The organism is Nannocystis punicea (assembly GCF_026965555.1).
Classification (GTDB): domain Bacteria; phylum Myxococcota_A; class Polyangia; order Nannocystales; family Nannocystaceae; genus Nannocystis; species Nannocystis punicea.
Genome location: NZ_CP114040.1, coordinates 650,385 through 663,125 on the forward strand (window position 1 = coordinate 650,385; position 12,741 = coordinate 663,125).

Here is a 12,741-nt window from a genome sequence, read left to right on the forward strand (position 1 = left end):
CTTTAAGGACATGTCTTTGAAAGAATTGCCAAAAGGACATTGTTTTTCGGACATGTCTCAGGAGACACCATGATCGGCCTCGTCTTGACCGCTCTCCTCGCCCTCGCAGCCCCGCCCGCGGAGTCGCTGACGGCCGAGCTCGAGCGAGCTCTCGCCGGCGCGGGCGAGCCGGGCGTCGACCTCGCCTGCGAGGCGGAGGGGCGGGACCTCGCGCGCGACGGTGCCGGCGTCGGCGCAGCGCTCGAGCGCCTGGTCGCCTGTCATGCTGCGGCAGGCCGGCTCGACGACGCCCGCCGCTGGGCCGAGCGCCTGCTCGTCGCCTCACCGTCCTCGGCGGCCGCGACGCTCGTGGCGCTCGGCCGCCGCAGCCTCGACCTCGGTCGCCTCGAGCTGGCGGCCTGGGCCTTCGAGTCCGAGCCGCGCGCACGGCGAGTCCCTGCGGAGCAGCTCGAGCGGCTGTGGCAGGCCGCGGAGATCCGCCTCGGCCTCGGCCAGCTCGACCTCGTCGCCGCCGACCTCGACGCCATCGACCGCGGCAGCGCCCACGATCCCGGGGCGGCTGCCGAGTGGTTCTGGCGGCGGCGCGAATGGATCGGCGCCGTCGACAGGCGGCTCCTCGGCGCGCTGTGGGGCGTCGCCAGGGGCTCGGGCTACTACCCGCCCGACCCCTACGATCTCCAGCTCGCACACGCTCGCGCGTACCTCCGCCGTCACGCGAAGGCCGGCGGTCTCGCGCGCCGCGCCATCACCGAGAGCACGATCGGCAAGATCCTCTGGGACAACTCCTGCTCTGAATGGTGGTCGGGTCTGTGTGTGAAGCTACAATGGAGGATGCCCCGGGCCACCAGCTGCGGCCGCGGCTACATCACCCTGTCCCGGAAGCGGACGGAGCCCCCCATCCCCCGGGAGCGGCGTCCCATCCGCGCTTGGTGCACCCCCCGCACCCCGCTGCTTGAGCAGGCTGGGCGCGATCCCGCGGGCGCCCGCGAGGCGATCCGGCACTTCGACCGCGCGCTCCGGCTCGCTCGCGGGGTGTCGCTCGCCGCCGAGGACCCGCTGCGCCCCGAGTTCGAGGCCGCGCTGGCGATCGCCGAGCTCCGGACGCTGGATGCCGCGGTGGAGGATTACCTCGGGCGTGAGCTCCCCGAGGATCTGCGGCTCGCCCCCGATCGCTGGCTGCACCGCTCGAGCGCGCCGGAGGATCGCCAGGAGCTGCGGCGGCAGATGGCGCAGGTCGAGGTCGACGTGCGCCGGCGCTATCCGGCCTTCCTCGCCGAGCGCGCCGCCGAGGCCGACGCCCTGGAAGCGCGCCTCCTCGCATTCGCCGACCGCGCCGGCGGCGGTCGCTTCGCGCGCGACGCCTGGTGGCGCGCCGGCATCCTGGCCGCGGCGCACGCACGCTCGATCTGCCGCGTGACGCCCGTGGGCGGCTTTTTCAACGAGGACGCCGCCCGGCTCCACGCCGACGACCTCGACGCGCGCCGCGGACCGCTCCTCGCCGAGGCACAGGCCTACTTCGAACGCTGCACCCGCGACGGCCTCGCCCGCAGCGAGCTCGACGGCGTCTTCTTCGCCTGCGACAGCTACCTGAAGGAGCTGGACCACCCGCTCCCCCACAACATCGCCGAGGTCTTCGGCGCGCCGGAGTACACCGCCAGCCGCCCGCTCACGATCGCCGTCCTGACGACGGATCCCGAGGACCTGTCCCCGGCGACGCTGCCGCTCGCGCAGCTCCCGTGAACCGTCCTTCTCGAGCCTGTCCTTCGGGACATGCGCTCGCCGGCAGTCGGGGACAGGTCGCCCCGGACACCGGCCTCGCTACCTTCGCCGCGCTTCATCCGGGGCCCGACCGCGCCGTGCGACGTCTGGCTCGAACCCATTGCCCATCTACTGTGTGCATGAGCGGCTCGCTGCAACCTCGCGACGCGCTCGCGGACCGTCCGTCACCGATCGATCACGCCGCCGTGACGGGACGCAGCGTGGCCGTGACCGACATGTCACCGCGTTCGTGACTCCGAGGGCGTAGGTTGGCCGGCGCGCGGGCCCGTCCGGCCCGATGTTCGCGCTCTCATGCTCCACACTCGCTCCATTCGTCTCCTCTCATTCGTCGCGGGCGGTGCGCTCGCATTCGTGCCGTTCGGCTGCGAGGACGGCGACGACGCCGTGACCGCGCGCGCCGGCGGGCCGGTGATCGTCAGCTTCCAGGACGGCCAGTCGCCGACCAGCAGCTACGCCGGCACCCGCGACACCATGCTCGACGGCGACTCGCCGAGCACCAAGAACGGCGGCGACACCAGCCTCTCCGTCGAGGAGGCGACCGAGGTCGTTTCCCTGCTGTCGTGGGACCTGAGCGCATCGATCCCGACCACCGCCGTCGTCGAGGCCGTCACCGTCACCCTCGAGATCTCCGACAAGAGCCCCGAGACGTTCTCGCTGTACGAGGCCAGGCGCGCGTGGAACGAGGCGAACGCGACCTGGAACGCGTGGACCACCGGCAGCAGCTGGCAGACCGCCGGCGGCTACGGCACCGGCGATCGCGGGACCGTCGCGCTCGGCTCGTTCTCCGCGGCCGAGACCGGGTCCGTGACCTTCTCGCTCAACGCCGCCGGCGTCGCGCTGGTGCAGCAGTGGGTGGCGAACCCGACCAGCAACCGCGGCTTCTTCCTCGACGGCGCGGGTACCAGCAATCGCCTCGAGTTCCGCGCCAGCGAGTACGGCACCAAGGCCAGGCGGCCCAAGCTGACCGTGACCTGGCACGAGGCCGACGCGGGCGACACCACCGGCGACGGCGGCGACCCCGGCGAGGTCGTCCTCGACCCGACCCCCGGCAATTACAAGCAGAGCTGCGACGGCTCGTTCGGCGTCGCCCTCGACGGCTCGTACTTCCTCGACGGCAACGACGAGGACCAGGGCCTGCGGGTCTACCGACGCGGCGCCGACGCCAACGCGGCCAGGAGCGTCGACGTGTCCGCGAGCATCAGTCTGTCGACCTCGGACGAGGCCGACCTCGAGGATGCGGCGCGGATCGGCGACCGGATCTATATCGTCAGCTCGCACGGCCGCGACAAGAGCGGGAACCTCGAGCGCATGCGCTACCGCTTCTTCGCCGTCGACGTCGCCGGGACCGCGCCGAACGTGTCGCTTACCACCGTCGGGTACACGTCGAAGCTGCTCGACGACATGGTCAAGAGCGCCAACTGGCTGACGCCGAACGCCAGCGTGATCGCCACCCTCGCCACCGCGGCCAACCTGAGCAAGGCGACCGACGCCAACCTCGCGCCCAAGGTCAACGGCAGCAACATCGAGGGCCTCGCGTGGCTGCCGACGGCGCAGCGGCCGAAGCAGCTCGTGGTCGGCTTCCGCAACCCGCTCCAGGGCACCGACGCGATCCTCGTCACCTTGCTCAACGCCGACGCGGTGCTGGGCGGCGCGGTCGCGCAATTCGGCGAGGCGATCCTCCTCGACCTCGGCGGCCTGCGCGTGCGCGGGATGTCCTGGTCGCCGGTGCACGCGGCGATGCTGATCCTCGCCGGCCCGAAGGACGGCGCGGCCGGCCCGTTCCGCCTCTACAAGTGGAGCGGCGTCGCCGGACAGGCGCCCGTGCTGGTCCAGAACATCACCTCGTTCCCGACCGACTCGGGGCCCGAGGCGATCGTCGTCTATCCCGACACCCACGACGTTCAGGTCGTCTTCGACCAGGGCGAGCACCTGATCAGCGGCACGATCTGCAAGGACAAGTCGGTCTCGAGCCGGTACTTCAGCGACGTCATCGTCCACGTGCCCTGAAGCGCGCCGGGGTCCGCGGCCCGGACCCCGGCGAGCTCGCACCGCAGGAGCCTGTCCCTCGGGACAGGCTTTTGCGCCCGCTCAGGGCGTGGTGAGCAGCTTCACGTGACCGATCGGGGCGAAGGCCGAGGTATTGGTCCGGCTCAGGTTGATCTTCAGGTAATAGTAGTAGTTGGCGTGGTCGAGGTTGAAAGTCGACGCCAGCACCTGCGTCTTGTTGTTCCACAGGGTCGTGGCGTAATCGCTCGACTGGAAGATCACGTACGCGGTCCCGAACACGGCGCTGGTCTTGTCGACGGCCACCATCAGGACCTCCACGTGCGCGGTGTTGCCCGTCCCGTCGGAGTCGCGGTACGACACCTGGATGGTGTCGAAGCTGGCGAGGTTCACGTCCACGGGGCAGTGCAAGCTCGCGGTCCCGGTGCCCGTGGAGAGCCCGACGTAGCTGTTGAGGGCGAGGAGGCTGCCGCCGGCGGTCACGGAACACGCGGTCACTGCCGTCTGCTGCTGATCTGCGGCTGCCGCCTCGGGAGATCCCACGATGAAGGCGCTGGCGAAGGTCGTTGCGATGAGAAGTAGCTTTTTCATGTCAATCTCCTGTCGAATGGCTTGATTTCGGCCAGTTGCGCACAATGGACGGATTTTTGAACGTCCGATCGATCTGCCAAAGGCAGACACGTCGCCGCGATCTCGGGCCTCCGCGGCCTGATGGCCCGAGCTGCCCATGTCAGGGTTTGCAGCGTCGGCGATGACGTCCGTCTCCTCATCGCAGAGTGGCCGAATCGGACGATTCAATTGCGCCGACTCCTCTTTTTCTCCGCGGCGCGCCCGCGGCCGCAGCGGCCCCGAAAGCCGCGACGGCGATGTGCGCGAGCCCCCGATGCGTCGACCCGATCGCGGCGAATGGGAGGGGTCGGCCGCGCATCACCGGTTCGGCATGCGAGTATCTCCGATGTGCACGCCGGGAAGTCCCGGGGTCACCGCGGCCCATCGGCTCGGCGGGCGATCGAACGGGGCGACGACATGCCCCAAAAGACAGAAAATATGTCCGAAGAGTCAGCCCACCCGCAGGTGCGCGCGGGCCAGCTCGAGCTCGTCGCGCATCGCCCGGAAGCGGGTCTGCAGCTCGCGGCTCTGGGCGGTGACCTCGGCGGCCAGGGCTTCGGCCGACTGCCGGGCCGCGCGCTCGTTGGCCTCGCTGTGGCGGCGCAGCGCGAGGGCCTTGGCGTAGATGCCCTCCATGCGGCGGATCGATCGGCGCAGCACCGACGTGGTGAAGCCGATCAGGGCCAGCGCCGCGGCCGCGCCGACGACCATCGCCGGGAGCGACCAGCCGCCGGCGGCCTCGTCGTCGCGCAGCCGCTGGTCCTCGGCGTCGACCAGCTGGCGCACCAGCTGGCGCACCGAGTCGAGCTGGGCCTCGCGCGCGGCCAGCTGCAGGCGCGACGCCTCGCCGGGGCGGACCAGCGGCCCGCCCGACTTGGTGGTCGCGGGCGCCAGCCCGGTGGCCCCGGCCCAGCGCCCGTACGCGGCCGCCAGGGCGGCGGCGCGGGCCTCCTGCTCGGGGTCGCCGGCCGTCAGCTCGGCCAGCCGGCGCAGCGCCGGCGGGACCATCACATGTCCCAAGTGCAAGGGCGGAAGGAACATGTCCTCATGATCGATCACGAAGCCGCGCAGGGCCGCCTCCTGGTCGATGACCAGCCGCTGCACGCGGTTGGCCTCGGCGATGACGGTGCGGGCGCGCGCGGCCTCGGTCCCGTCTTCGGCGGCGGCGACCAGCTTGAAGGCCAGCAGGGCGCACAGCAGCAGCATCACGGTGATCGGCAGGACCAGCGCCTTGAGCATGAGCCGGCGCAGGCGCGGCACCGGCAGCTCGTCGGCGACGGCGGGCAGGGCCTGGGTGGTGTTGAACAGCGACGCGTGCAGGTCGCGGGCGGCCGTCATGAGGCGCCTCCGGCGATGTCGTCCTCCGAGCGCAGGCGGTAGCCGACGCCCGGCTCGGTGGTCAGGTAGCGCGGCCGGGCCGGATCGCCCTCGAGCTTCTGCCGCAGCTGGGCCATGTAGACGCGGAGGTAATGGGTCTGGCTGACCGCCTGCGGGCCCCACACCTCCTTGAGCAGCTGCTTGTGGGTCACGACCTTGCCGGCGTACTTGAGCAGGGTGGTGAGCAGCTTGTACTCGTGCGGCGTGAGGTGGACCGGCTTGCCCGCGCGGGTGACGAGGCGGCGCGCCAGGTCGACCGTGACCTCGCCGAGCGACACGATCGGCTCCTCGGTCGGCGTGCGCTCGGCGACCCGCCGCAGCGCCACCCGGATCCGCGCCAGCAGTTCGCTGGTGCCGAACGGCTTCGTCAAGTAGTCGTCGGCGCCGGCGTCGAGCGCCTGGACCTTGTCGCGCTCCTGGCCGCGCGCCGACAGCACGATGATCGGCACCCGCGTCCACTCGCGCAGCCGCGAGGTGACGTCGAGCCCGTCGCCGTCCGGCAGGCCGAGGTCGAGCAGGACGATGTCCGGGTTGTGCTCGGTCGCCCGCTGCAGCCCCTCGGCGGCCGTCTCGGCCTCGACCAGGCGGTAGTTCTGGGCGACCAGCGCCGCCCGCAAGAACCGCCGGAGCGGCGCCTCGTCCTCGACGATGAGTACCAATGGCCCCTGTTCGCTCATGTCGTCGTCTCCGCCTCCAGGCTCGGCGCCTGCTGCAGCAGGATCTTCGCCGTGTTGTGTAGCACGCCCTGAGGGCCGCTCATCGACGCGAGCGAGGTGTCGGGGCCGGGTTCCGGCGGGGGGGTGCCGACGGGCAGGCTGATCCGGAACACCGCGCCGCCCCCGGCGCGGTTCTCGGCCGTGATCTCGCCGCCGTGGGCCGCGGCGATCGCCCGGCAGATCGCCAGGCCGAGGCCGAAGCCCTGGGTGTTGGCCTTGCTGCCGCGCACGAACTTCTCGAAGATCGTCTCCTCCTCACCGGCCGGCAGCCCCGGCCCGCGATCCGCGACCTCGACGACCACCCGCCCGGCCTGCACCCGCGCCACCACCCGCACCGGGCTGCCGGCGGGCGTGTGCTTGCACGCGTTCTCGAGCAGGTTGAGGATGAGCTGCTCGAACAGCACCTCGTCGAGCGGCAACAGCGGCAGCTCCGGCGGCAGCGTGACTTGCACCTCGCGCCCGGCCAGCCGGCGGTCGAGGCGCGACAACGCCGAGCCGATCGGGTCCTCCAGCGACACCCAGTCGGTCCGCAGCGCCACCGCGCCGGCCTCGAGCCGGGTCATGTCGAGCAGGTTGCCGACCAGCCGCCCGAGCCGCTCGGCCTCCTCGTAGATGGTCTGCAGCAGGTCGCGCCGGGTCTCCGGCGCGATCGCGTCGCCGCTGTCCATCATCGCGCTGGCCGCCCCGGTGATCGACGCCAGCGGCGTGCGCAGGTCGTGGCTGACGGACGACAGCAGCGAGCCGCGCAGCTCCTCCTCGCGCGCGCGGACCTCCGCGATCTGGGCCTCCTCGGCCAGGCGGACCCGCTGCAGCGCCAGCGCCACCGGCCCGGTCATGGCGTCGAGCAGCTGGCGCTCGGCCGGGCTGGCCAGCTTGTCGGGGTCGTCGGGGGCGACGCCGAGGACCCCGATCGTGCGCCCGGCGGCCGTCAGCGGCAGGTACAGCGCCTGCGCGGCCTTCAGCGTCTCGGTCCCGCGGCCGGCCGGCCCGTGCTCGAACGCCCAGCGCGCCACGCCCTCCTCGCGCGCGTCGGTGGTCAGCTCGACGTCGGTCCCGGCCACCGGCGCCAGCTCGCCGTCGTGCCCCGGCAGGAGGATGACTGTCCTTGCGGACATGGTCTTTTTGACATGTCTGATCGCACACTCGGCGATGTCGACCTCGCTGCGCAGCTGCGACAGCTCGCGGCTCAGCAGGTAGAGGGCGGTCAGCCGCCGCTCGTCGATGCGGGCCGCCTCGGCCTGGCGCCGGCTGAGCTCGGTCAGGCCCGAGACCCACAGCGCCAGCACCAGCATGCCGAGGTAGATCGCCGCCCGCTGCAGGTCGTCGACGTGGTGGGCGTCGGGGCCGAGCCGCAGCGACGTCTCGACCGCGAGGACGCTGAGCAGCGCCGCCCCGACCGCCGGCCCGCGGCCGAAGCGCGAGCCGACCAGCGAGATGCCGACCAGCAGCAGCAGGATCACGTAGAACAGCGGCAGGTGGAGCAGGCGGGTGGCGGCGATGGCCGCGACCGTCAGCGCGGCCCAGAAGTAGGCGGCGATGCGGATCGGCGAGCGCAGCGCGGGCACCGGCGCGACCTCGTGGGGGGCGATGTCGCCGGCGATCACGTGCACGTCGAGGTCGCCCGAGCCGCGCACCAGCGCGTCGACCAGCGAGCCGCGCAGGACGTCGCGCCAGCGGTGCTGCAGCGGCTTGCCGATGATGAGGCGGGTCGCGCCGCGGGCGCGGGCGAAGCCGAGGATCTCGCGGTCGATGCGGGCGCCGCTGATGTGCACGACCTCGGCGCCGAGCTGCTCGGCCAGGCGCAGGGTCTCGCCGACCTGGGCCCGCGCCGACTCGCCGGCCAGCGCCAGCCGCGGCGTCTCGACGTACAGCGCCAGCCACTCGGCGCGCAGCCCGGTGGCCATGCGGAAGGCCGCGCGGATCAGCCGCGGCCCCAGCGGGCTCGGGTCGATGCACACGAGGATCCGCTCCGACACCGGCCCGGCGCCGAGCCGCGGCGCGCTGCGGTAGATCAGGTTCTCACGACCTGTCCGTTGGGACATGCGGCGCAGCGCCAGCTCGCGCAGCGCCAGCAGGCTGTTCTTGCGGTACATCGCCGCCGCCGCCCGGGCGTCCTGCTCGGGGATGTAGACCTTGCCGTCCTGCAGGCGCGCGAGGATCTCCTTGGCCGGCGGGTCGATGAACTCGACGTGGTCGGCGCGCTCGAACATCGCGTCCGGCACCGGGTCGCGGACCCGCATCGAGGTGATCTGCTGGACCACGTCGTGCTGGCTCTCGAGCTGCTGCACGCACAGCGTCGACATCACGTCGACGCCGGCGGCCAGCAGGTCGACGACGTCGTGCCAGCGCTGGCTGTGGCGCGAGCCGGCGGCGTTGACGTGCCCGAGGTCGTCGACGACGATGAGCCCCGGGCGGCGCACCAGCGCCGCGTCGAGGTGGAACTCCTCGATGAACTTGCCGCGGACCTCGACGGTGCGCGACGGCAGGCGCTCGAGCCCGAGCAGCAGGTCGGCGACCTCCGGCCGCCCGTGGGTGTCGGCCGCGCCGACGACCACGTCGACGCCCTGCCGGCGCAGGCGCTGGGCCGCCTCGAGCATGGCGTAGGTCTTGCCGACCCCGGGCGCCGCCCCGAAATACAGCGTGAGCCGCCCGCGCCGCCCGTCGGCCACGCTCTTCTCCTCGATGGGGTGGATCAGGCTCATAGGTCTGGCGCGAACGCGGCGAACAGCAACAGGTCGAGCGACTTGACGGCCGCCAGGGTGACGACGACGCCGACCAGGGCGGCGGCCAGGCGGCTGCGCGCGGGGCCCCGCCAGCGCAGCGCCAGGGGCGCCACGCAGGCCAGCGTGAGGGTGTGGACGATCAGCCCGGCGAGCACCGCGCTGCGCGGCGAGTGCAGCGCCAGCGGGTCGAGCAGCGACAGTCCTTCGGAACATGTCCCGAGGGACACATTTTCGGCGCCGCGGACCAGCGCCTCGGAGATGACCAGCGGCACCAGGGCGAGCGCCAGGGCGAGGTCGCTGGCGAGGCACCAGGCGGCGATCGTGCCGCCGATGGCCCGCTGCTGGCGCCCGAGCTCGACGGCCTCGACCAGCTTGGTCGGGTCGCCGTCGAGGTCGACCAGGCCGCCGGCCTCGCGCGCCGCCAGCGGCCCGGCGTTGAGCGCCACCGCCACGTCGGCCTGGGCCATCGCCGGGCCGTCGTGGTTGCCGTCGCCGACCATCGCCACCTTGCGGCCCGCGGCCTGGTGGCGGCGGATCAGCGCCAGCTTGCCCTCCGGCGTCGCCTCGGCCAGGAAGTCGTCGACCCCCGCCTCGGCCGCCAGCGACGCCGCCGCCGCCGGCGTGTCCGCCGTCGACACCACCGTGAACACCCCGCAGCGCCGCAGCCGCGCCAGCGCCTCGCGCACGCGGCAGCGCAGCCGGACCACGCCGAGCATGCGCGGGCCGTCGGCCACGCCGATGGCCACGCCGCCGTCGCCGGCGACCGCCTGCACCGCGGCGCGGAACTCGTCCGGCGGCTCGACGCTGCTGTGCTCGCGCACGAACTGGCGGATCGCGTCGGCGTCGCCCTTGCGCAGGTGCCGGCCCGGCAGGTCGACGCCCGTCACTCGCCCCGGGCCCGCGCCGGGCATGAAGCGCGCCTGCTGCAGGCCCGCCGGCACCAGCCCGTAGCGGCGCTCGGCCAGGGCGACGATGCTGCGGCCCTCGGGCGTCTCGTCGGCCAGGCTGGCGAGGAACGCCGCGCCGGCCAGCTCCTCGACCGCGACCCCGGGCATCGGGATCAGCTCGTCGGCCTCGCAGTTGCCGCGGACCGCCACGCTCGCGCGCTCGAGCAGGAGCACGTCGACCTGGCCCAGCGCGCGCACCACTGCGGCCGAGCCGGTCACCACGTTGTGCCGCAGCAGCCGCTTGAACGCCGCCACGTCGAGCGCCGCCTGCAGCCCGGCCAGGCTCGCCGGCACCGCGCAGGCCAGCAGCGCCAGCAGGTTGACCAGCGGCGCCGGGTCGCCGGACACCATCAGCGCCACCCACGGCTGCAGCGCCGCGCCGGCCGCCAGGCCCATCGCGGTCAGCGCCAGCAGCAGCACCGCCAGGCCTTGCGGCTCCTGGCGCGCGACCAGGCGGGCCCGCTCGGCCAGCGCCAGCAATCGCTGGCGAAAGTCCTCGCCCGGGTTGCTCCACACGTCGACGATCAGCCAGCCGGTGAGGACCGCCGAGCCGGCCACCAGCGCGCGGCGGTCCGCCCCGCTCTCGCGCACCAGCGGCACCGAGCGCCCGCTCAGGGTGCTGCGAATGACCGCGCTGCCGGCCACCACCACGCCGTCGGCGGGGATGTTGTCGCCCGCGGGCACGTGCACCAGATCGCCGCGGCGCAGCCGCGACGCCGGAATCACCTCGGCCTGCGCGTCGCGCTTCAGCTCTCGCAGGCGGCGCGCGGTCAGCTCGCCGTCGTGTTGCAGGCGAATCGTGAGGGTGTTGGCCCCCATTCGCACGAGGACGCCCGCGAGCGCGAGCACCACCACCATCACCCAGATCCACACTGCAGTCGCGACGGTGAAGCCGTCGGGACGGAGGAGGGCCAGCACCGTCGCCAGGGCGGCGGCGAGCGCCGTGCCGAGCAGCAGCGGGCGTCGCACGGTCACGCGTGGGTCGAGCTCGCGCAATGCGTCGAGCATCGCCTGACGGACGAACGGACGGCGCGCGTGGGGTTGGTTGCGGGTGGTCACGGGTCCTCGGACAAGACGCCGATCGCCGGACGCATGCGACGGCGCAGTTCAGGAATACGCGAAGTCGTCCGATCTTGCCGCAGACACGGGGGAGCGGGCCAGGGGGTATCGACACCCGCTCGCGCCGCGCTCGCCGCCGTATTCGGGGGCGGCGCGCGGCGCGACGCGAGTGGATCAATGTTCCGTGTCGCGGGCGACGGCCTGCGCGACCCGCTCACCCGCGGCCCATCCATTCAGAGCAGCGCACGCTTCTCGAACTCGCTGCGCAACTTGCTCAGCGCTTGCTCCTGCAGCTGACGGATCCGCTCGCGCGACAGCGAGTAGCGCTCGCCGATCTCCTTCAGCGTCATCTCCGGCTCGTCGTCCATGCCGACGCGCTTGCGGAGGATGTCGGCCTCGATCGGCGCCAGGGTCGCGAACGCCTCCTGCAGACCCTCCATCAGCAGGGCGCTGTCGATCTGCTCCGACGGCAGCACCTGATTGTCGTCTTCGATGGTGTCGAGGATCGTCAGGCCCGACTCGTCGGACAGTGGTTGGTCGAGGCTGATCGGCGCCTCGACCAGCGCCCAGCGCATGCGGCGGATCCGCTCGACGCTGACGCCGGTGAGCGTCGCGATCTCCTCGTCGGTCGGGCGACGGCCGTGCAGCGCCTCGAACTCGCGGCGAGCTCGCTTGACCTTGTTGTAGGCGTCGGTCATGTGCACCGGCAGGCGCACGCTGCGGGCCTTGTCGGTGATCGAGCGGCTGATCGCGTGACGGATCCACCACGAGCCGTAGGTCGAGAAGCGGAAGCCCTTGCGGTGGTCGAAGCGGTCGACCGCCTTCATCAGGCCGATGTTGCCCTCCTGGATGAGGTCCTGGAGCGGCATCGACCCGTGATTGAAGCGGCGGGCGATCGTCACCACCAGGCGGAGGTTGGCCTTGACGAACGCGTTCTTGGCGGCCACCAGCGCGACGTGGTTGGCGCGGACGGTGGTGAGGTATTGAAGGAAGGGCACGCTGCCCTTGCGCGGCAGCTTGACGCGCATGCTCAGGCCGTCGTTGTTGCCCTGCTCGACGTTGGCGAGGTCGGCGAGGATCCGGTCGGACACCAGGCTGTCGACGTCGGCCAGTCCCATCTTCTCCGACAGCGCCTCGCGGGCGGCCTCGAACGCCTTTTGATGGCTGAGCAGGTCGCGGTCGCGGAGCGCCCTCGAGGTGCGCTTCATGGTGTCGAGCGCCTCGGCCGGACTGACCTCTGCGGGCAACACCTCGCGGGCGAGGTCACAGATACCGTCGATGAAGGGCGGATAATTCAGGATCGAGCGCCAAAAAGTGGCGCGCAGGCTGGCGATCCGCACCGCGGCGGCCAGCTCCTCGTCCTTGTTCATCACCTCGACTGCCGATAGGCCGCGGAAATAGGCGGCGAGCAGGCCCTGAGCGTCGCTCACGTCGACGGGGATGGTCGGCAAGACGGTCTCTTCGAGTTCGGCCGGACGCGTCGGCTCCTCGGCGGCAGCCGCGCTGCGGCGCCGACGAGTGGCGGTG

The 12,741-nt window shown here is 72.3% G+C and carries 8 protein-coding genes; 2 read left to right on the plus strand and 6 right to left on the minus strand.

The annotated features are described in order from the left end of the window. The first annotated feature begins 69 nt into the window (after positions 1-69). Both O0S08_RS02390 and O0S08_RS02395 read left to right on the plus strand, forming a co-directional pair. Positions 70-1,740, plus strand: a complete 1,671-nt coding sequence (locus O0S08_RS02390; RefSeq protein ID WP_269037320.1) for a hypothetical protein — start codon at positions 70-72, stop codon at positions 1,738-1,740. Between the two features lie 330 nt (positions 1,741-2,070). Beyond that, positions 2,071-3,786 (plus strand): DUF3616 domain-containing protein, encoded by a 1,716-nt coding sequence (locus O0S08_RS02395; RefSeq protein WP_269037321.1) that lies wholly within the window; start codon positions 2,071-2,073, stop codon positions 3,784-3,786. A gap of 81 nt (positions 3,787-3,867) precedes the next feature. Here the strand turns inward: O0S08_RS02395 and O0S08_RS02400 are convergent, their stop codons facing one another. From O0S08_RS02400 to O0S08_RS02425, 6 genes are all read right to left on the minus strand, one after another. Continuing rightward, complete coding sequence (locus O0S08_RS02400; protein ID WP_269037322.1) at positions 3,868-4,374, minus strand: hypothetical protein; 507 nt, start codon at positions 4,372-4,374, stop codon at positions 3,868-3,870. A 468-nt stretch (positions 4,375-4,842) separates the two neighbouring features. Next, the gene (locus O0S08_RS02405) at positions 4,843-5,730 is read right to left on the minus strand and encodes a CHASE3 domain-containing protein (RefSeq protein WP_269037323.1); all 888 of its coding nucleotides are present in this window, start codon (positions 5,728-5,730) and stop codon (positions 4,843-4,845) included. Further along, the gene (locus O0S08_RS02410; RefSeq protein WP_096329922.1) at positions 5,727-6,446 is read right to left on the minus strand and encodes a response regulator; all 720 of its coding nucleotides are present in this window, start codon (positions 6,444-6,446) and stop codon (positions 5,727-5,729) included. The genes O0S08_RS02405 and O0S08_RS02410 overlap by 4 nt, the downstream gene beginning before the upstream one ends. Further along, complete coding sequence (locus O0S08_RS02415; protein WP_269037324.1) at positions 6,443-9,187, minus strand: ATP-binding protein; 2,745 nt, start codon at positions 9,185-9,187, stop codon at positions 6,443-6,445. The genes O0S08_RS02410 and O0S08_RS02415 overlap by 4 nt, the downstream gene beginning before the upstream one ends. Next, positions 9,184-11,214, minus strand: coding sequence for an HAD-IC family P-type ATPase (locus O0S08_RS02420; protein ID WP_269037325.1), 2,031 nt, complete (start codon positions 11,212-11,214; stop codon positions 9,184-9,186). Before O0S08_RS02420 ends, O0S08_RS02415 begins: the two co-directional genes overlap by 4 nt. A 233-nt stretch (positions 11,215-11,447) precedes the next feature. Next, positions 11,448-12,665: a sigma-70 family RNA polymerase sigma factor gene (locus O0S08_RS02425; RefSeq protein WP_267772839.1), complete on the minus strand. Its 1,218-nt coding sequence runs from the start codon at positions 12,663-12,665 to the stop codon at positions 11,448-11,450. Between the last annotated feature and the right edge of the window lie 76 nt (positions 12,666-12,741).

Bases quoted from the DNA above. Each gene is read 5' to 3' on its own strand.
- O0S08_RS02390 (WP_269037320.1), top strand. From the start codon at position 70: ATGATCGGCCTCGTCTTGACCGCTCTCCTCGCCCTCGCAGCCCCGCCC.
- O0S08_RS02395 (WP_269037321.1), top strand. From the start codon at position 2,071: ATGCTCCACACTCGCTCCATTCGTCTCCTCTCATTCGTCGCGGGCGGT.
- O0S08_RS02400 (WP_269037322.1), bottom strand. From the start codon at position 4,374: ATGAAAAAGCTACTTCTCATCGCAACGACCTTCGCCAGCGCCTTCATC.
- O0S08_RS02405 (WP_269037323.1), bottom strand. From the start codon at position 5,730: ATGACGGCCGCCCGCGACCTGCACGCGTCGCTGTTCAACACCACCCAG.
- O0S08_RS02410 (WP_096329922.1), bottom strand. From the start codon at position 6,446: ATGAGCGAACAGGGGCCATTGGTACTCATCGTCGAGGACGAGGCGCCG.
- O0S08_RS02415 (WP_269037324.1), bottom strand. From the start codon at position 9,187: ATGAGCCTGATCCACCCCATCGAGGAGAAGAGCGTGGCCGACGGGCGG.